The organism is Pseudomonas sp. (assembly GCF_051660785.1).
GTDB lineage: Bacteria > Pseudomonadota > Gammaproteobacteria > Pseudomonadales > Pseudomonadaceae > Aquipseudomonas.
The window spans coordinates 105,351-125,555 of the sequence record NZ_JBOFQE010000028.1; the positions used below are offsets into that span (position 1 = coordinate 105,351).

Sequence of the window (20,205 nt, forward strand, 5' to 3'; positions counted from 1 at the left end):
AAATACTCCCGACCTATACTCAAAGGTCCTGGATCGTACTTTTTGAGTACAGGAGGTGACCATGAAATCGGGAACCCAGACAGCGGCATTCGTAGCCGCTGCGATGATAGTCGGCTGTACGACTTCATCAAGCCAGACAGTGACCGTTCCGTTGAACGCTACACCGCGCAACGGCGGTCAGATCGCCAATACAACGCTGGCCGTTCAGGGCAATGAGACAGCGCTTTCCTTCGTCGTCAGTGGAGTTCCAAGCGGCACCCTTCGGCCCTTGAATCTCTACACGTTTATCAACAAAGGCAGCTGCGTGCGGCCCGGGCCTGTCGCCTATGCAATGAATGACCGGATCAACACCAATCGCATTTCTGCAACGCGCGGCTGGACCTATTCACGAAGTGCGCCAGTGGCGCTGTCAGAGCTGCTTTCCGGTGGATACTACTTAGTGGTAAGGACCACACCAGCCGATGGCAACGTGGATATTTTCTGTGGCGATATCAAGCCCGAAACAAGGTGAAAGTGACACCAGACCGCTAACAGGCTTTATCCACAACGGCGTAAAGAACATTGTGCATCCAGGTATTTGAATAACCGATACCGATGCCCTGTTTTTGTGATTTTACGATGGCAAAACCGCTCCCTAGACTCCAGCCAATAACTAGGCAACGCCGCTCTCCTGGCGCCGCCGTGACAATAAAGCCTGGAGGATGAACATGAGTGCGCCCCCGTCTCTGGATGACAAATACGTCAAGCACAGCGGCAACGTTTTGCTCACCGGCATTCAGGCGCTGGTGCGTCTGCCGCTGATGCAGCGCCAACGCGATCTGGCCAATGGTCTGAACACCGCCGGGTTTATTTCCGGGTACCGTGGCTCGCCGCTGGGTGGTTTCGACCAGGCATTGTGGAAGGCGCGCGACTACCTCAAGGAACACCACACGGTGTTCCATCCAGGCATGAACGAAGACCTCGCCGCCACCTCGATCTGGGGCACGCAACAGGTCAATCTCTTCGAAGGCGCCACTTACGACGGCGTGTTCGGCATGTGGTACGGCAAGGGGCCGGGCGTCGATCGCTGCGGCGATGTGTTCCGTCACGCCAATGCCGCCGGCACCTCGAAATTTGGTGGTGTGCTGGCCATTGCCGGCGATGACCATGGCGCACGCTCCTCTTCTCTGCCACACCAGACCGAGCACATTTTCAAAGCGGTGATGATGCCGGTGCTGGCGCCATCTGGTGTGCAGGAATACCTCGACTACGGCATGCACGGTTGGGCCATGTCGCGCTATTCCGGCTGCTGGGTCGCCCTCAAAGCGGTGGCTGATACTGTCGAGAGCGCGGCCGTCGTCGACATCGACATTCATCGCGTACAACCGATCATTCCCGATATTGCGCTGCCCGAAGGCGGCTTGAATATTCGCTGGCCAGACCCGCCCCTGGCGCAGGAACAGCGGCTGCTGGAACACAAATTGTATGCCGCCCTCGCCTACGCCCGTGCCAATCGCCTTGACCGCATCGTGATGGATTCGCCGAAAGCGCGCATCGGCATCATCACGTCCGGCAAATCGTACCTCGACGTTTGTCAGGCACTGAAAATCCTCGGCATCGACGAAACACTCGCCCAGCAAATCGGCCTGCGCGTGTACAAGGTCGGCATGGTTTGGCCGCTGGAAGCGGAAGGCGTGCGGCATTTTGCCGAGGGTCTGGAAGAAATCGTGGTGGTGGAAGAAAAACGCCACATGATCGAATACCAGCTCAAGGAAGAACTCTACAACTGGCGCGAGGACGTACGCCCGCGCATCGTCGGCAAGTTTGACGACAAGGGTGAGTGGAGCCTGCCGCACACGGGTTGGTTGCTGCCAGCCATCAACGACCTGACCCCGGCGATGATCGCCCGGGCGCTGGCCAAACGCATTTTGCGCCTGCATCAAAACGGACCGCTGCAAGTGCGTCTGGCGGTGCTGGATGCGCAGTTGGCCAGTAAAGACCAGTTCAGCAACCTGATGGAACGCGTGCCCCACTATTGTTCCGGTTGCCCGCACAACACCTCGACCAAAGTCCCGCAAGGCAGTCGCGCACTGGCCGGAATAGGCTGCCATTACATGGCCGCCTGGATCTACCCGCAGACCCAGACGTTCAGTCAGATGGGCGGCGAAGGCGTGGCGTGGATCGGCCAGGCACCGTTCACCACCACTCAACATGTCTTCGCCAACCTCGGTGACGGAACCTATTTCCACTCTGGCATTCTCGCGATTCGGGCCGCCATCGCTGCCAAGGTGCAGATCACTTACAAGATTCTCTACAACGACGCCGTGGCCATGACTGGCGGACAACCGGTGGACGGCACGCTCAGCGTCTCGCAAATCAGCCGTCAATTGGCTGCCGAAGGCGTGCAACGTGTCGTGGTGGTCAGCGACGATGTCGAGAAATACCAACACATCCATGACCTGGCCGACGGCGTGCCGGTGCTGCGTCGCGACAAGATGGACGAAGTGCAGGAACAGCTGCGCCAGTTCCAGGGTGTCTCCGCAATCATTTACGACCAGACCTGCGCTGCGGAAAAACGTCGGCGCCGTAAACGCGGCAAGTTCCCGGATCCGGCACGCCGGGTCGTGATCAACGAAGCGGTGTGTGAAGGCTGCGGCGATTGCAGCAGCAAGTCCAACTGCATGTCGGTGGTGGCGGTGGAAACCGAGTACGGCCGCAAGCGGGAAATCGACCAGTCCTCCTGCAACAAGGACTTCACCTGCCTCAACGGCTTTTGCCCGAGTTTTGTCACGGTCGAAGGCGGCTCCTTGCGCAAACCCAAAGCGCTTGCAGCCAAAGCCGATGAAGTGTGGGAACTGCCGACGCCGCCAACCGTTGCACTGGATGAGCCTTACAGCATTCTGGTGACCGGTGTGGGTGGCACCGGCGTGGTGACCATCGGCGCTTTGCTGGGAATGGCAGCATTTATCGAAGGTAAAGGCACGCTCAACCTGGACATGGCCGGCATGGCGCAAAAAGGTGGCGCGGTGTGGTCGCACATTCGCATTGCCGCGCGCCAGGATCAGTTGTTCGCACCCCGTATTGCCGAAGGTGAAGCGGCCCTGCTGTTAGGTTGCGACCTGGTGGTCAGTGCCAACACCGAAACCTTGTCCAAGCTGCGCCAAGGCGTTACCCATGCCCTGATCAACAGCGAAGAAACCATCACCAGCGCCTTCGTGCGGACCTTCGCCCAACAGGCGGAAAGCGGAGATTTGCTGAAGCACCCGGACCCGAAATTCCATACCCAAACCATGTCGGCACAAATCGCCGATGCGGTTGGCCATGCCCAGGCTGACTTTGTCGACGCGAGCAAAATCGCCACGGCCCTGATGGGCGATTCGATTGCCACCAACACCTTCATGCTCGGTTACGCGTATCAGAAAGGCTGGCTGCCAGTAGGCGAAGCGGCACTGCTGCAAGCCATCGAACTGAATGGCACCGCGGTACCGTTCAACCTTGCCGCGTTTGCCTGGGGTCGGCGCAGCGCCGAAGACTTGCCACGGGTCTTGCGCAAACTGGAAGCAGGCAACGTGCAGAACGCAGACCGCCTGTTGTCGCAAAGCCTTGAAGAAACCCTGGAACGACGCGTGGAGTTTCTCACGGCGTACCAGAACAAAGCCTATGCCCAACGTTACCGACAACGGGTCGAGCAATTCATGAAGGCGGAAACGGCGCTGCTCGGGCAACCGGGCAAGCTGTCGGCAAGCGTCGCCCGTTATTACTTCAAAGTGCTGGCGATCAAGGATGAGTACGAAGTCGCACGCCTGTTCACCGATGGCCAGTTCCTGGAAAAAATCCAGGCGGGCTTCGAGGGCGACTACCGCCTGCGCTTCCACTTGGCGCCACCGCTGCTGAACGATAACGGCCTCGGCCGCGAACCGAAAAAGCGCAGCTTCGGCCCGTGGATGCTGCAAGGCTTCAAGCTGTTGGCGAGGCTCAAGTTCTTGCGCAACACCTGGCTCGATCCGTTCGGCCGTACCCACGAGCGCAAGGTGGAACGCAACTGGCTGGCCAGTTACGAAAGCGTCCTCGACGAAGTGCTGGCAGGCTTGACTGCCGACAAGCTGAGCCTTGCTCAGGAGTTGGCGGAGTTGCCAGACAGCGTTCGCGGTTATGGTCCGGTTAAAGAGCGTTTCCTCGGCCACGCCGAACAGCGCCAGGCGCAATTGCTTGGGCAGTGGCGTACTGGTACGAGTGCCATGTTTCACGATGCCAGCCAGGTCACCGGCAAAATTGCCGTGACTCAACTGTAAGCAGCAACCCGGGCGGCATGCAGTGAGCCCGGGAAGTTGGCTAAACAATAAGGTCGACCAATGAACGAAGAACTGGCGAAAAACTACCGGGGAATTCTCCAGGCCGTGGGCGAAGATCCGCAGCGAGAAGGCTTGCTGGATACGCCAAAACGCGCGGCCAAGGCCATGCACTACCTCTGCCACGGCTACCGGCAAACACTGGAAGAAATCGTCAACGGTGCACTGTTCGAGTCCGATAATGATGAGATGATCATCGTCCGGGACATCGAGTTGTACTCACTGTGCGAACACCATCTGTTGCCGTTTATCGGCAAAGCCCACGTTGCTTACATGCCCACCGGAAAAGTGCTTGGCCTGTCGAAGGTGGCCCGTATCGTCGACATGTTTGCCCGCCGCTTGCAGATTCAGGAAAACCTCACCCGACAAATTGCCGAAGCCATTGCCCAAGTCACCCGTGCTGCTGGCGTGGCCGTGGTTATCGAGGCGAAACACATGTGCATGATGATGCGCGGCGTGGAGAAGCAGAACTCAACCATGACCACCTCGGTAATGCTCGGCACCTTCCGCGAGTCGTACAACACCCGTCAGGAATTTTTGCAGTTGATCCGTAGCCGCTAAGCGCTGTGCCTGGTTCATCCCGAGCACGCGGCCAGCCACTCAACTGAGCATTAACATACCGCCGTCAATCATCAGCGTCTGCCCGGTGACAAATCGCGAACCGTCTCCGGCAAGAAATACCAGCACAGGCGCCAGATCCCGGGCCGGTTCACCCAGTTGTCCACCGATGGGCACTTGCCCTGCCATGAATGCATCGTGCTGCCGCAATTGTTCAGCGCTCATGCTCGCGCGGGTGGCTTCGTACATCGGCGTCCACATGGCCGGGGCGATGGCGTTGACGGTAATGCCCAAGGGGCCCCACTCCCGCGCCACCGTACGTGTCCACGCAAGCACGGCGCCTTTGCTTGCGGCGTAATGGGCTTTGCCGGGCTGTCCGATGACGCCTGCCGCAGAGGCGAAGTTGATGATCCGCCCACCGCTGCCTTTAAGCAGTTCATAGGCTGCGCGATTGGTCAGGAATGTGCCCCGGGTATTCACCGCAAACACTTTTTCCCACTCGTCCAGCGTGATGCTATCGGCACTGGCATTCGGTGCGATGCCCGCGGCATGTACCAGCACATCCAGCCCGTTGAGCTGTTCGTTGGCCAAGGCGAAAGCGGCATCCACGGATTGGCTGTCAGCAATATCGCAGACTCGTGTATGCGCCCACCCGCCACCGTCACCCGTCATCGAGGCACCTTCGCCCAGGTCCAGGCTGATGACATGGGCCCCCTCCTCCACAAACGCCTTGACCACTGCCGCGCCGATCCCCCTGGCGCCTCCCGTGACGATGATGCGTTTACCGGCCAGTTGCATGGCTTGCTCCTCTGATTATCAGGCGGTTTGATCGATGCGCTGCAACGCCGTAGAGAACAGCCGCAGAGCCGAGGCATGGTGTTTTTCACCCGTGATCATGGAAGCCTTGCCGGCACACGCACGGGCGTAACTGACTTCGAGAAAGATGCCGAGCTTGAAGCCGGCCAATACCAGGTACCAGTTGAAGTCTGCCAAGGAGCGCAAGCTGCCGGCGCGGTAATGGGCGACCAGTTCGTCGCTGCTGCAAAAGCCTTCCCAGGGGTGAACTTCGATGGTGCCGGCACCATGACCCTCGGCATCGGGCCAGGTGACCACCAGCCAGGCGAGGTCGAGCAAAGGATCGCCGATGGTCGCCAGTTCCCAATCGACAACTGCGGCCAGTTCCGCGCTGTCTTGGCGGAACATGACGTTGGACAGGTGAAAGTCGCCATGCTGGATGCCGGCCTGGAACTGCGTCGGGCAATGCTCGCTCAACCAGTTGGCCAACTGTGCAAGTCCCGGTAGACCGCTCGCGCCCGGCCAGCCGGCGTAGCCTTTGACGCTGTCCAGTTGCGCCAACCAACGTGAGACCTGACGCTGATGAAAACCCTCTGGCCGGCCAAAATCCTCGAGACCCACCGCCCGGTAGTCGATTTCGCCCAGACGCAATAACGCATCCACCATGGCCAGCCCCATACGTCCACGCATTGCCGGCTGCTGCGCGTGCGGCGCTGGCAAACCTGCCGCGCCATTGGGATTAAAACCCTGCACTGGTTCCATCAAATAGAAACTGGCGCCCAGAACGTCCTGGTCGACACAATCGGCTATCAGGCTGGCATGGGGCACCGCTGATCCGGCCAACGCTTTTAGCAACCGAGCTTCACGGGCAATGGTTTTACTGCCGACTTCACACAGTTCTCTGGAAGGCCGCCGTAATACGAATTCGCTCGTACCACGGCGAAAGCGCAGCAACAGATTCTGCGTGCCTCCGGTCAATCGCAGCGGTGCCTCAATGGGGCCGCTTTCCAGTCCTCTGGTGTCCATCCATAGGGCCAGGCGCTCGAGGTCGACCAAATCCTGCCAGTCGTTCATGAGTCGCGCTCGCCAAGGCTGGCCAGGGCATCGGCGTATTTTTCCCGGGCACGGGCCGCCGCGGTGGGCCGGTGGTAATCGGGGAACAGTTCGTCGCAGGGTTGGTAGTCACGCAGCAGCTGTTTGGCCACCGTAATTTTGTGCACTTCGGTGGGCCCGTCGGCCAGTCCCATCTGGAAGGAGCGGACGATGTAGCCGGTAAACGGCATTTCTTCGCTGACCCCCAGCGAGCCATGCACATGCAGGGCGCGCGCGGCGATGTCATGTAGCACCTTGGGCATGATGGCTTTCACTGCGGCGATGTCTTTGCGCACCCGTTTGTAGTCCTGATACTGGTCGATGCGCCACGCCGTGCGCATCACCAGCAAACGAAATTGCTCCAGCTCGATCCACGAATCGGCAATTTTCTCCTGGACCATCTGCTTGTCCGCCAGACGGCTGCCTTGGGTACTGCGCGACAACGACCGTTCACACAGCGCATCAAGGCCTTTTTGCGCCTGACCGATGACGCGCATGGCGTGGTGCACACGGCCCCCACCCAAACGTACCTGGGCGACGACAAATGCCTGGCCGGGCGCGCCGAGCATATCGGCCGCGGGCACTCGCACTTTGTCGAATGACAGGTAAGCATGGGTGGCAGCCGGGTCATCGGCGATACCGACGTTGCGGATAATGCTTACCCCCGGAGCATCGGCGGCAACAATAAACATCGACATGCCTTCATACACCGACACGCTTTTGTCGGTCACCGCCATCACGATATAGAACGCGGCGTAGCGCGCATTGGAGGCGAACCATTTTTCGCCGCTCAACAGCCAGTCATCACCCTCACGCACCGCCTCGGTGGTGAACACCGCAGGGTCGGCGCCGCCTTGCGGTTCGGTCATGGCGAAGCAGGAGACGATATCGCCATCGAGCAACGGTTGCAGGTAGCGCTGTTTCTGCGTTGGGGTGCCGTAATGAGCAAGGATTTCACCGTTGCCAGAGTCCGGTGCCTGACAGCCAAACACAATCGGGCCGAACAGCGAACGCCCGAGAATTTCATTGATCAACGCGAGCCGCACCTGGCCATAACCTGCCCCGCCCAGTTCCGGCCCCAGGTGACACGCCCACAACTTGCGCGCCTTCACCCGTGCTTGCAGCGGTTTGACCAATTTTATGAACAACGGGTCATGGATATTCCACGGGCTGCCCAGCACGTGGTCGAGGGGCTCGACTTCCTCACGCACGAACTGATCGATCCAATCCAGTTCCACTTGAATCTCGGGGTCGGTCTGAAAGTCCCAGGCCATGGTGTTTCTCCTAGCAAATAGCGATCAGGCCAGCAGCATGCCGCCGTCGACCAACAGGGTTTGACCGAGCACATAGCTGGCCAGCGGCGAGGCCAGAAACAGGGCCACATTGGCCATGTCCTGAGGCGTGCCCAGGCGTCCTTGAGGAATGGCGCGCAACGCGCCTTCCAGGCGTTTCGGGTTGCTGGTGGTTACCCGTGTCAGCTTGGTTTCCACCAACCCCGGGGCAATGCCATTGACCCGGATTCCGTCGCGAGCCCAGGCTTCGGCCAAAGTGCGCGTCAGGCCGAAAGCACCGGTTTTTGAGGCGTTGTAGGCCGGGTTGCCGCGGGTAGAGTGGAACGCGGCTGCCGAGCTGACGGTGATCATCGACCCCTTTGCCTGCATGAGCAGCGGATGAAATTTCTGCGCACAGACCATCAGGCTGGTGAGGTTGACGTCGAGCACGTGCTTGAAGCCTTCAGTGAGAAATTCCTGCCGGTCGTAGAGCACCGTGCCTTGCGCCTGGACCAACACGTCCAGACGGGTGAATGGCACGCTGACGGCCTCGATCAATGCCGCATCCGCGACGTCAACCTGGGCGTAGTGCAAGCCTTCAAGATTAGAATCCGCCGAATCTTGATACGCCGCCGCCGAGGCACGGGTGCCCCAGACATGAACCTCGGCGCCGCGCTGGCGAAAGTTCTGCGCAATGCCATTGCCGATGCCACTGGAACCGCCGATGACCAGCACGGTTTTGTCGATGAAATCCAACTCGTCCATGGGTAATCCTTGTGCTTGTCGATGAATGCTACCGGGCACCAGGCCCACGATTACAGTGCCACCAGGCCAACCGACGCCAAGCGTTCGAGCTCGCTGCCTGTAAAGCCGAGACCTTCCAGAACTTGCCGGGTATGTTGGCCGAGGGCGGGGGGCGGCCGCTGCAGCGATAACGGCAAGTTGCCGAAATCCCAGAACGCGCCGATCTGTTGCAGGTCGCCGTAAACAGCATGCGAGTAATGCGCGTGCAGACCCGCTGCGGCGTGTTCGGGGCTGTCGAGAAAGGCATCCATCTGCGCTTCCAGCACTGCCTGCGCCGGCACCTGGGCTGCGGCCAATGAGGCGAGCGCCGCTTGCCGGGTGTGATTGGCAAACCAGGTTTCGGGCTGATCACCCACCAGCGATTCGAAACGTTGCACCTCATCCGGTTGCAGCGCTGCCACCACCAGCCAGGCATCGCTACACCGATACAAACGATGGGCATCACTCAGACCGGTCTGTTGCGCGTCCATGTGGTCGATTGGCGTAAGACTGCCGTCCTCCAGCACCACCGCCTCGCTCATCGACAGCATCGTGGCGCCCAGCAATGACGAACTGACCATTTGCCCGACGCCACTGCGATTGCGCTCATACAACCCCAGGAGCAAGGCATAGAGCGAGGACAGACCGGCAAAAAAATCACCCACGCCGAAGCGTAGCCACATTGGCGCCTGGCCCTCACCGCCCTGCTCGACTTCCCAGCCGCAAGAGGCCTGCATCAGTTGGTCAAAGCCCGGCCAATCCGCGCGCGGGCCGGTCGGTCCGTAGGCACTGACATGGCAATACACCAACCGAGGGTTCAGCGCTTTCAGGCTTTCGTAATCAACCTTGAGTTTGCGTGCCGCCGGCAGACGCATGTTGTGATGCACCACATCGGCCCAACGGGCCAACGCTTCTACGGCCGGTTCGGTTTGCTGATCGCCCAGTTGCAGTGCCACGCCCAACTTGCCACGCTGGGTACCGCTGAAAATCCGCTCCAGGCGGCGCATGGCATCGCCTTTGGGCGCTTCGATTTTGATCACGTCCGCACCCAGGTCCGCCAGCAACATGCAGGCAAACGGTCCGGCAAGATAGGCGCCCAGATCCAGCACTTTCAAACCGTGCAGCGGCGGCAAGGGCGCCGGGCTCGATCCCGGCACTTGCGAAGAGTTCACAGCATCGGCGCCTGGCAATCCGGCGTTCCCCTCACCTGCCACTGGTGCACTACCGCCAACTCGTGCGGGTGGCTGCACCTGCCAGGCCGGGCCTGGTTGCAGGGTCCTGCCCAATTGCACGTCGTCGACTTCAACCACATAGCCATTCAGGCGTGCTTGCTCGTCGAAGTAGATATCACCGAACGCAGCGGCAATTTGCGCAGCAACATCGTGCTGCCAGAAATGTTCGACCCAGTCCTGCGCCGGTCGTGTAGCAATAATTGCCTTGTTGGCGCCGAAGTTAGGCGCCACATGACTGGGTGGCCACAGCGCATTCAAGCGAGCCACTTCGACTTCCCCCAACTCACTGAGCGCCGCGGCCATCCACGGTGATTTATCCGGCGAATAATGCACATGCAACCAGCGGCCATCGGCGCATTGGTGCAACGGAATCGGAATGTGTTTATCCAGGCCCTTGGCGAAGGCCGGGGTTGGCGTTTGCGCGCGGTTCCAATGCATGGTCATGGGTACAAGGGCTGCCTGAGCCAGGCTCGTATGCGCAATGCCGCCGAAGCCATCACGGTCGCGCGCCAGCAACCGCGCCATGACCGCGACCACACACAGCCAGCCCCCCAGCCAATTGGCGAACGGCATGCGGATGAAGGCCGGACCGGGTCGATGCGCGGGTTGCTCGTCCAACAGGCCCAGGCGCGCCAGGATCAATGTTTCCCGAGGCAGGGCATTCGCCAGCGCATGCCGTTGCGGCCAGCCGCTGACCGCCGAGATCACCAATCGAGGGAAGTCTGCGCAGAGCTGCGCGTCAGCCAGGCCATGCGCGTGTGCCACCTCAGGCGTGAAGTCGTGCAGCAGCACATCGGCATCCGCCAGCAGGGATTGCAACTGCTGGCGATCTGCGGCGTTTTCCAGGCTGAGGATGACACTTCGTTTGCCACGGTTAAGCACAGCAAACAGCGCCTGTTTGTCTCTGGTGTGGTTGGTGGGTGGCTCGATCATCACCACTTCGGCACCCGCTTCGCACAGTTGCAAGCCAGCGGTGGAACCGGCAATGCCGGAACACAGACTGATGACGCGAATACCTTCGAGGATTGCCTGGCTCATTCAGCACCTGCCTTGTTCTGCGCTTAGCGTTTTGCAGCAGAGCTGCAGAACGAATCCATGGCGTTACCCTAAGTCATCAAAGCGAAATTCCATAGATAGATTAGTATTCCGAATATAGAATCATAAGCATGAATATGAACAACAAATAACAATTCGTCTAAATATCACTAAAAAGCCGATCAGGGGAGTTGCGATGATTCTGCGCATGGACCACTTCACCATCGTCTCCGACCAACTGGAGGCGACACGGGATTTCTATATTGGAATACTGGGGTTGGTGGAGGGGCCGCGCCCGCCTTTCCCGGTTCCCGGATTCTGGCTGTACGCCGAGGGTCAGCCCGTTCTGCATGTGGTGGGCGTATCACAAATGCCGGAGCCGCGACGTGGCGTGCTCGACCATATGGCCTTTCACGCCCGGGGCTTGCAGAGGATGTGGACGCACCTGGATGAGCTCGGCGTGCGCTTCAAGGTGATCCGTGCTCCCGGCGCCGAGCGCACGTGGCAGCTGTTCATGCAGGACCCCAATGGGGTTGAAGTAGAACTGGACTTCGACGCCAGCGAAGTACCGCCCGCCGATTGGAAAGATCGCCGGGGCGGCTAAATCAATCCGGCGTAACTGCCGCCGTCGATCTGCAGATTTTGCCCGGTGATGTAGCCAGCCTGTGCCGAACAGAGGAATGCGCAGGCGGCGGCCAATTCGCTCGGCTGGCCAAATCGTCGTGCGGCGATCGGCTTGAGCATTTCCACCCGCGCCTCTTCAACACTGAGCTGACGATGCTTGGCCAACTGTTCGGTCATGAAGCGCAGGCGATCGGTTTCAATACGTTCCGGCAGCAGATTGTTGATGGTCACATTGTCCCGCGCCACCTCGACCGACAGGGCTTTGCAAAACGCAGTCAGCCCCGCACGCGCCGCCGTGGACAAACCCAAGGGCAAGCGTGGCGACTTGACCATCGCCGAGGTGATATTGACGATGCGGCCAAAACCTCGCGCACGCATACCGCCGACCACCGCCTGAATCAGCAGGATGCCCGAGAGCATGTTGGCCTCAATCGCGGCCAGCCAGGCCGCGTGATCCCAATCCTCCAGGCGACCAGGCGCGGGTCCACCGTTGTTGGTCACCAGAATGTCGACTACCGGGCACGCGGCCAACAATGTCGCCCGCCCGGCAGAGGTGGAAAGATCCGCCACTACCGTGCGGGGCAGCCGGCCAGTGTGGAGAAAAATTTCCTGCGCGGTTTGCGCCAAGGCATCGGCATCGCGGCCGTTGATCAGGACCTCGCAACCCTCTTGCGCCAATGCCAGCGCACAGGCTTTGCCAAGCCCTCGTGAGGACGCGCATACCACCGCCATGCGCCCGCCAATGCCCAGATCCATAGCCGTACTCCTTGTGTGATGCCGTCAATCGTTCATGCCCAACAAGGCACTGATATCGCGCCCGGGTTCAGCGTCGCTGCCGTAGACGAATTGGCCGGTGCGCTGGCGCTCGACCAATTGCTCCATCTGGTAGCGATAACGAGTTCCCGGGGTATCAAAACGTGAATGCAGGTCACGTCGCTCATCGGTCTCGAAATAGCGCTGATTCTGTGGACGCACCACCGAGTTGTCCTGGGGCTGGATGATGTAGTTGATGCGCGGCATCACGTAGCGAAACGGGGACGGCGCTGCGGTGGTATTGAACGTGACGTCACAGCGCGAGCGATGCTTGCCCACCGGCAAGAACGGTTGCAGGTTAGGCACGTCATAACCGGGACGAAATCGCGGGTAGGAGATGCATACATTACTGCGCAAATGGATGTGCAACACCGCGCGAAAATCCTGGTATTTGGCGCGCACTCCGCCCACCCAACGCATGATCGGTGCTACTGATTTTTGTGCGACGGTGCGGGTGCGGGTCACCGTTTCAGAGGTCCATTGCACCTCGACCTCATCCGACTCACTGATGCCGTCGCCGATGGTATTGGCGTGCAGGAAATCGGCGTGGGTCAGGTCAATCAGGTTTTCGACCGAGAGCGCCGAAGTTGCATCAAACCGCGCGGTCCGCTGGGTGTAGCCGGGAAGGCTGCCGTCTCGCGGTAGAAACGGGATGTGCGGCAGCAACAGCGCATCGGCAGCCTCAGGGTTGCCGTACCAGACCCAGATGTAACCGTAGCGCTCCACCAGCGGATAAAACCCGCTGCCACCGGTGAATTCCGTCAGCACGCGCGTATTTTCACGCAGGCGATAGGGATGAAATTCGGCAGCTATCGGCCGCCCGTTCTCCCGCCACAGGTAATAGGGCTGGGCATGAATGATCCGGCGGATTGGCTGTGCACTAAGGTCACGACTGTGGGATACCGGAAACCAGGTGTCACGCAGGTCGTAGTTGATCGGTGTCCAGTCACCCCGCACTTTGCGCGACGGAGTTTCGGTAGAGTAAGGCACGGCATGCATAGTTAGTTCTCCTGTGCTCAGACGACCGCGCTTGCGGGAATCAAATGCGGCTGGCGCAAGGCTCGCAGGTCGCGGGATGGGGCTTGCAGCAGGGCCGCGACGGCTACGCCGTCAATCAGGTTTTTCACCTGGAACGGCGCCTGTTTGCGCGCGCGGGCAAAACGCCAACGCAACGGTGCACGGGCCGGCACCTGCTCATGCACAAAACCACGCCAGCACAGGCTGGTGGTGCCACGGCGGTTAGCCCCGGTTGCGATCACCAGGGTAATGAGCGGCAACTCTTCTTCGTTGAGCAAATCCACCCGAATACTGCCGCCGCTCAGGGGTACGGCGGTGCGCACAATCAAGGGGTAATCCACTACAAACTGCGACGGCAGAAATTGTGTGGACCATACCGCGCCGCGCTCCAACACTACGCGCCCCTGCTCGCTGCGCAGATCGCCAAGGAAGAAATCGGTGAACCGCACATGGGTAAAGCCGAGCAAGCATTCCGGGCCGTCGAGCATCGCCGCCAGATACTGATCGTGACTCATGTTGACGATGGTGGAACCGGTAAATTCGCGACCGCTTGGCTGGTAATCGTTGCTGGGCAGCTCCCCTTGCGGTGCGCCCTCTCCCAACCACACATGGACGAAACCATTGGCTTCGCTCACTTGGAAAGCCCGTGCGGCATAACGCGGCGGCACGCGTTCATCATCGTGCAGGTTGGGAATTTTTGTACAACCGCCACTGGCACCATCAAAGGTCCAGCCGTGGTAACCACATTGCAAACCAGAATCGACCACTCGTCCCAGCGCCAACGGCACACGCCGATGTGGACAACGGTCTTCCAGAGCAAACGCCTGCCCGGCTGCGTTGCGGAACAGGACCAGTTCCTCGCCACCAAAGGCCACGGCCAATGGCTTTTGATCATTCACAGCCTCGGAAAGCGCCATGGCCCACCAGCCAGGGGTTGTCATCGGTTTGCCTCATTGTTGTTGTGTTTTTTGGGCAGTTGTTTGTCATGCAAGCAACGCCAACGGTAGCGCCACAACGCTGTGATGGCAACCATAAAATAAACAGTTAAACATTTTATGTTCATCATCGAAGAGCCGTATTAACAGCCCATAAAACACTCAAAAAACGCTACAAACATATGAATATGGAGCCAGATAAATCAATTTACCCACATAAATATGAACATTATTTAATTTTATGCCCATTTATTTCTTGAAAAGGTTCGACAGAAAACCTATAAGCCTGATCACCATGAGCATGCTCATTTACTTCAGGTGCGCTGACGATGACCCAATCCACCCTCGGTTTTGTCCTCCATGACGTTGCCCGCTTGATGCGTAAACGCTTCGAACAATGGGCCCGCGCAGCCGGACTCACGCGCTCTCAATGGCAAGTTCTGGCGAAACTGTCCACGCATGAGGGCATTCATCAGAAAGGCCTGGCCGACTTGCTGGAAATCGAGTCGGTCACGCTGGTGCGCTTGCTGGACAAAATGCAGGAGCGCGGTTTGATCGAACGTCGCAACCACCCCACCGACCGCCGTTTTTCCTTGTTATTTCTCACCCCGCAAGCCCACCCGCTGCTGCAATTCATGCGCACCATTGGCGAGCAGACCCGAGTGGAAACCATGGCCGATTTTTCCTCTCAGGAGCACGATCAATTGCTGCAGTACCTCGACCGCATGCGTGAACATTTGCTGACGGCTTGCTGTCAGCCGGTGGATGAGTTCACTGACCTCGAGGCGGGCGAGGTGACCCATGGCTGAGTCCACAGTGCAGCGCCATGCGGTACGGGCAGAAACCCGACCACTCGACCCACTGGCGAAACCCGAAGCACAGACGCCTGAAGCTCCAGCTCTTGATCGTCATGGGCCAGAAACCTCCGGCGCGGCACGGCAACGCTGGCGCGTCGGCCTGTTTTTGCTGGCGCCGATCATCGTCGTGGCCTGTGGCGCCTGGTATGTGTTGGGTGGCCAAGTGGTCAGTACCGACAACGCCTACGTTCAGGCCGAACGGGTGGGCGTTTCGACCGATGTGGCCGGGATCGTGGCGGCCATTGAGGTCAGCGACAACCAAGTCGTGAGCAAGGGCCAAGTGTTGTTTCGCTTGAAGCCAGAACCCTTTGAAATCGCCTTGGCCAGTGCCCGCGCGCAACTGGAAAGCGCGCGTAACCAGATCCTTTACCTCAAGGCCAGCTACAACCAGTCACTGGCCGAAATCGCCCAGGCTGAAGCACGCCTGCCCTACTACCAGACCAATCTTCAACGCCTGGAAAAGCTGGTCAGTGTTGCCGCCGTATCAAAAACAATCTACGACGATGCCCGTCAGGACCTCGACAATACCCGTCAACAGGTTGCGGTAGCCAAGGCCCTGGCTGCGACGGCTCTGGCCCAACTGGGTGGAAGGCTGGACAGGCCTCTGGAGCAACACCCCGCCTACCTGCAAGTACAATCGGCACTGAATGAGGCCGAACGTAACCTGCGCAACTCCGTGGTGACCGCTGCGTTCGACGGCGTAGTCACCAACGTTGACTCGTTACAAGTGGGCGCTTACCTGCAACCACCGCAATCGGGCTTCAGTCTGGTATCCAGCGAACACTTATGGGTTGCCACCTCGCCAAAAGAAACCGAACTGACCCATGCTCATCCCGGCCAAGGTGCAACCATCGAAGTAGACACCTACCCCGGAGTCACGTGGCATGGCACCGTCGAAAGCATCAGCCCGGCGTCAAGCTCCAGCTTCTCGCTACTGCCGGCGCAGAACACAACCGGCAACTGGGTGAAGGTCGTGCAGCGTATTCCGGTGCGGATCCGGATTGACGACGCGGCGGGAAAACCTGCGTTGCGCCACGGCATGAGTGCCGTGGTAGAGATCGACACCGGCACCGCCCGCGGCCTGCCGAAACCATTGGCCGACTTGCTCGCCCGCCATCATGAGTGAAGTGACCGGGCCTCTGCCGCCTTCGCCGCTGCGCGTATTGATCACACTTTGCGTGGTGCTGGCAGTGGTGATGCAAGCCCTGGACACCACCATCGCCAACGTCGCCCTGCCCTATATGCAAGGCAGCGTGTCGGCCAGTGCCGATCAGATTAACTGGGTGCTGACCTCCTACATCGTCGCCACCGCCATCATGACCCCGCCTTCGGCATTCCTGGCCAGACGCTTTGGTCGCAAGCGCGTCTTGCTGTGGTCGATCTTTGGTTTTGTACTGGCGTCAGTGCTCTGCGGCGTCGCCCGTTCCCTGGAGGAGATCATCCTGTTTCGTCTGCTGCAGGGGCTGGCCGGTGCGGCGTTAGTGCCGCTGTCGCAAGGCATACTGCTGGACATTTACCCGCTCAAAGACCGAGGCGCGGCAGTGGCCTTGTTCGGAGTATCGGTCATGGTCGGTCCCGTGCTGGGTCCGATGCTCGGCGGCTGGCTGACGGAACATCTCAGCTGGCGTTGGGTGTTCTTCATCAACTTGCCTATCGGGTTGCTCGCCTGTATTGGCATGATGCGTTTCATCCAGGAAACCCCGGTCGACAAAACCGCACGCCTGGACTGGCTGGGCTTTGGTTCTCTCAGCGTGGCTATCCTGTCGTTTCAATTGTTTCTCGACCGCGGGGAACAACTGGGCTGGTTCGACTCAGGGGAAATAATCCTGGAGGCGCTGGTGGCCGCCATCGCTTCGTACATTTTCATCGTCCACACGTTTACCCACGACAAGCCCTTTATCAGCTTGAAACTGTTCAAGGACCGCAATTACTCGGTGTCTGTCGTGTTTATCTTCATCATCGGCATTACGTATCTGGCGTCACTGGCATTGATGACACCCTACCTGCAAACCTTGATGGGCTACCCGGTGCTCACCGCCGGACTGGTGATGGGTCCGCGGGGCCTGGGTACGATGCTCAGCATGTTCCTGGCCGGGAAAATCATGGGCAAGATGGATATCCGCTGGATCTTGTTTTGCGGCCTGGCGCTGTCTGCCTGGTCGATGTACATGATGACCGGCTGGACCCCGGCAGTGTCCATCGACACCATCATCTACGTCGGCTTTATCCAGGGCGCGAGCCTCGGCCTGTTGTTCGTTCCCCTGACCACAATTGCCTTCACCACCTTGCCCCCACAATTGCGCGGCGAAGCCACCGGCCTCTACAACCTTTCACGCAATGTTGGCTCCAGCGTCGGCATCTCGATAGTGACGGTACTGCTGGCGCAAAACACCCAAATCAACCATGCCGAAATCGGTGCCTATGTGACGCCGTTCAACCACCTGCTCAATGCTTGGCCCGCCAGCAGCCATCTCAATCCAGCAAGCGCCGCCGGCCGCGCAGCGCTCGACAGCATGGTCACCGTACAGGCCAGTTGGGTCGCTTATCTGGATGACTTCAAACTCTTGATGCTGTTGTCCATCGCGATCATGCCGCTGTTGCTGATCTTCAGAACGCCGAAACTTCATGCCAGCAAACCCTCATAATCGCCGTCAGACTTCGAAGCGAAAACGTCCCACTGCCAGATTCAGCTCATCGGACAGCTCGCGCAAAGACACCACGGCGCCGGACACCTGATGGGTGATTGCATCGCCCTCGCCGGCCATCCGCGCAATATGCTCGACGTTGGCGACGATGCCCCGCCCGCCTTCGCTTTGCACGCTCACCGCGTCGGCAATTCTGTCCACCCCGCGCGTTGAGTCGCCGACCAGTTCCGTCGCCTGTTGCAGGGTACTTTCCAATTCACTCAGCAGCCGGCCGCTGTCGTCCAATGCCACCGTGCCGGCGCGCAGGGCTTCGTCAACAACCCCGGACTGACTCTCCAATTTCACCGTCAACTGGTTGATCGAGTTTGCTGCCAGCGCAGAGCGTTGAGCCAGGTTGCGCACCTCGTCGGCGACCACGCTGAAGCCGCGCCCGCTCTCGCCGGCCCGCGCCGCCTCGATCGCTGCGTTGAGCGCCAACATGCTGGTCTGCGCGGAGAGGTCCTTGACCTGGCCGATGCTGGCGGTGATCGCCGTAGTGCTCTCGACGAAATCGCCCACCGAGCCACGGATAGCCGAGAATGCATGGCGCACGCTGTCGATTTTCTCGAGCAGTCGCGCGAGCGCCAAATGCCCGTCCTGCGCACCGCGCAAGCTGGCTTCGGCGCAACTGCGCAGGCTCTCGGCATGACTGGAGATGGCCGCAATCCCGTCGCTCATCTGCTCAATGGTCGTCGACACTGCGCCCACCGCACCGGCCTGTGCCGTAGAGCTTTGCGCCACACGCGCCGAAGCGCCCACTAACTCCTCCGCGGAAAAGCCGACCGATGCCGCGACGCCAGCCACCTTGCGCATGGCCTGCTGGAAGCTATCAATGAGTTCGTTGAATGCCAGCGCAGTGTGACCAACCTCATCTCGGCCCATGACCCGCACCCGTCGGGTCAGATCGCCATCGCGCATGTCGATCGACGCTTGCTCGATTTCCCGGATGGGCCGAATGATCTGCGCACGCAACAGTAGACTCACCAACACCGCCAGTACGCTGCCACCCAGCAAGACCACAACGAGCATCCGTGAGACCTGCCGTTGGGTGGCGCCCGCCTCGGCGAATGCCCCGGAGGTCAGCTCCGCCTGCAGGCCCAACAGACGGTTGAATTGACCTTGTAGACCATTGTTGTCAGCGCGTACCCGCCCCAACAGCGATGCCGCCTGGATCTGGTCATTCATGGCAGTGCGCTTGAAATCGGCAAGGCCCTCACCGACTACGGCGGCCTGTTCCTGTACGGCTTGGTAGAGCGCTTTCTCCTCGTCACCCAAACGGGTTTCAAGGGCTACCTTGTCTAGCCCTGCGCGCATGTCGTCGACACTGGCCTGCATATCTTCAAGATACGACTCAAGGTCCTCCGCGGACGCTTGCCCATTAGATTCGAGGATGCGTGCGCCGGCGGCATAAGCGCCGACCATCGCTGCCTGCGATGCCGCAGCGGTTTCCAGTACTTGGCGGTACTGCTGAAAACGCAACTGGTCGATCTCCTCGATCACCGCTTGTTGCTTGGCCAGCCCGCGGTAGGCCAGCACCGAGACGACCAGTAGAGCGAGCACAAATAAACCGGGAAGCACAAGAAGCTTGGCGCCGATTGAGAAGCCTTTCAAGAATGACATCGTGGGTACCATTTTTGTTTTTATAGGGCATGAATGGGCAGGCGACTCACCCTGCATAATTCTTTATACAGTATTTGATTCTACTGTAAGAATTTTAATTAATAATTCCCCGCCAAGGTTTCTTGGTATTTTTTTTGAAATTGAGAACGCCAGTCCTGCTAACCGGTGTCGGGAATTTCGTACTGGCAACGACAGGTAGGCGATGAATGAGCTATACCCGCTAATCGCCCGTTGCAGTTGTTCACCAGTGGATGTCCGCAATGAAGTTCAGAAGCCCACTTGCAGCGCCAATAGTCACCAAGCGTTTTCGGCTGTACCACTTCATCAGACTACGGACTGTCCATACCTCTGGTTGCCAGCTGCCGGAAACCGGGCTAGTCACCTACGCTATGTTTGATCGTGTGAACACCGCGCTCCAAGCCATACGCGGCTGGACTTTCTCGCCGTCGCAATGACAGTCTTGCTTTCCGGTGAGTACTCCGTCGTCGTGCGAAGTGCGGCGGATAGTGGCAACGTCAATATCTTTGCGGAGATATTAGACAAGGAGGCTCGGTGAAATAT

The 20,205-nt window shown here is 59.5% G+C and carries 16 protein-coding genes; 7 read left to right on the forward strand and 9 right to left on the reverse strand.

Annotated features, from left to right (window positions below; translation table 11 throughout):
* The first annotated feature begins 61 nt into the window (after positions 1 to 61).
* The 3 genes from ACRC4F_RS07380 to folE all read left to right on the forward strand — a co-directional run bounded on the left by ACRC4F_RS07380 (position 62) and on the right by folE (position 4,889).
* A complete protein-coding gene (locus ACRC4F_RS07380; protein WP_438658713.1) occupies positions 62 to 511 on the forward strand; it encodes a hypothetical protein in 450 nt (149 codons plus the stop codon).
* 196 nt (positions 512 to 707) lie between these two features.
* Entirely contained in the window at positions 708 to 4,271 is a 3,564-nt protein-coding gene (locus ACRC4F_RS07385; RefSeq protein ID WP_438658714.1) for an indolepyruvate ferredoxin oxidoreductase family protein, read from the forward strand.
* Between the two features lie 60 nt (positions 4,272 to 4,331).
* Positions 4,332 to 4,889 carry a GTP cyclohydrolase I FolE gene (gene folE, locus ACRC4F_RS07390; RefSeq protein WP_223434459.1) on the forward strand — a complete coding sequence of 186 codons (558 nt, stop codon included), beginning with the start codon at positions 4,332 to 4,334 and terminating at the stop codon, positions 4,887 to 4,889.
* A gap of 39 nt (positions 4,890 to 4,928) precedes the next feature.
* Here the strand turns inward: folE and ACRC4F_RS07395 are convergent, their stop codons facing one another.
* The 5 genes from ACRC4F_RS07395 to ACRC4F_RS07415 are packed head-to-tail and all read right to left on the reverse strand — an operon-like array spanning position 4,929 to position 11,097.
* Entirely contained in the window at positions 4,929 to 5,684 is a 756-nt protein-coding gene (locus tag ACRC4F_RS07395; RefSeq protein ID WP_438658715.1) for an SDR family NAD(P)-dependent oxidoreductase, read from the reverse strand.
* Between the two features lie 18 nt (positions 5,685 to 5,702).
* Positions 5,703 to 6,755 (reverse strand): phosphotransferase family protein, encoded by a 1,053-nt coding sequence (locus tag ACRC4F_RS07400; protein WP_438658716.1) that lies wholly within the window; start codon positions 6,753 to 6,755, stop codon positions 5,703 to 5,705.
* The gene (locus ACRC4F_RS07405; RefSeq protein ID WP_438658717.1) at positions 6,752 to 8,047 is read right to left on the reverse strand and encodes an acyl-CoA dehydrogenase family protein; all 1,296 of its coding nucleotides are present in this window, start codon (positions 8,045 to 8,047) and stop codon (positions 6,752 to 6,754) included. The genes ACRC4F_RS07400 and ACRC4F_RS07405 overlap by 4 nt, the downstream gene beginning before the upstream one ends.
* A gap of 24 nt (positions 8,048 to 8,071) precedes the next feature.
* Entirely contained in the window at positions 8,072 to 8,809 is a 738-nt protein-coding gene (locus ACRC4F_RS07410; protein ID WP_438658718.1) for an SDR family NAD(P)-dependent oxidoreductase, read from the reverse strand.
* A 50-nt stretch (positions 8,810 to 8,859) separates the two neighbouring features.
* Positions 8,860 to 11,097: a CoA transferase gene (locus tag ACRC4F_RS07415; protein WP_438658719.1), complete on the reverse strand. Its 2,238-nt coding sequence runs from the start codon at positions 11,095 to 11,097 to the stop codon at positions 8,860 to 8,862.
* Positions 11,098 to 11,290: 193 nt separating this feature from the next.
* Between ACRC4F_RS07415 and ACRC4F_RS07420 the strand changes: the two genes are divergently transcribed.
* Complete coding sequence (locus ACRC4F_RS07420; protein ID WP_083376083.1) at positions 11,291 to 11,698, forward strand: VOC family protein; 408 nt, start codon at positions 11,291 to 11,293, stop codon at positions 11,696 to 11,698.
* Here ACRC4F_RS07420 and ACRC4F_RS07425 read toward each other — a convergent pair.
* From ACRC4F_RS07425 to ACRC4F_RS07435, 3 genes are read right to left on the reverse strand one after another with little or no spacing between them, the layout of a single operon-like run.
* Positions 11,695 to 12,474 carry an SDR family oxidoreductase gene (locus ACRC4F_RS07425; RefSeq protein WP_083376082.1) on the reverse strand — a complete coding sequence of 260 codons (780 nt, stop codon included), beginning with the start codon at positions 12,472 to 12,474 and terminating at the stop codon, positions 11,695 to 11,697. The two genes, ACRC4F_RS07420 and ACRC4F_RS07425, sit on opposite strands and share 4 nt — an antisense overlap.
* A gap of 24 nt (positions 12,475 to 12,498) precedes the next feature.
* Positions 12,499 to 13,530: an oxygenase gene (locus ACRC4F_RS07430; RefSeq protein ID WP_438658720.1), complete on the reverse strand. Its 1,032-nt coding sequence runs from the start codon at positions 13,528 to 13,530 to the stop codon at positions 12,499 to 12,501.
* A gap of 17 nt (positions 13,531 to 13,547) precedes the next feature.
* Positions 13,548 to 14,489 (reverse strand): Rieske 2Fe-2S domain-containing protein, encoded by a 942-nt coding sequence (locus ACRC4F_RS07435; protein ID WP_438658721.1) that lies wholly within the window; start codon positions 14,487 to 14,489, stop codon positions 13,548 to 13,550.
* Positions 14,490 to 14,812: 323 nt separating this feature from the next.
* On the opposite strand from ACRC4F_RS07435, the gene ACRC4F_RS07440 reads away from it, so the two are divergent.
* From ACRC4F_RS07440 to ACRC4F_RS07450, 3 genes are read left to right on the forward strand one after another with little or no spacing between them, the layout of a single operon-like run.
* Positions 14,813 to 15,292, forward strand: coding sequence for a MarR family winged helix-turn-helix transcriptional regulator (locus ACRC4F_RS07440; protein WP_438658722.1), 480 nt, complete (start codon positions 14,813 to 14,815; stop codon positions 15,290 to 15,292).
* Entirely contained in the window at positions 15,285 to 16,466 is a 1,182-nt protein-coding gene (locus ACRC4F_RS07445) for an HlyD family secretion protein (protein WP_438658723.1), read from the forward strand. Before ACRC4F_RS07440 ends, ACRC4F_RS07445 begins: the two co-directional genes overlap by 8 nt.
* Entirely contained in the window at positions 16,459 to 17,985 is a 1,527-nt protein-coding gene (locus tag ACRC4F_RS07450) for a DHA2 family efflux MFS transporter permease subunit (RefSeq protein WP_438658724.1), read from the forward strand. The genes ACRC4F_RS07445 and ACRC4F_RS07450 overlap by 8 nt, the downstream gene beginning before the upstream one ends.
* Positions 17,986 to 17,991: 6 nt before the next feature.
* On the opposite strand, the gene ACRC4F_RS07455 is transcribed toward ACRC4F_RS07450, so the two are convergent.
* Positions 17,992 to 19,644 carry a methyl-accepting chemotaxis protein gene (locus ACRC4F_RS07455; RefSeq protein WP_223434485.1) on the reverse strand — a complete coding sequence of 551 codons (1,653 nt, stop codon included), beginning with the start codon at positions 19,642 to 19,644 and terminating at the stop codon, positions 17,992 to 17,994.
* Positions 19,645 to 20,205: the final 561 nt, after the last annotated feature.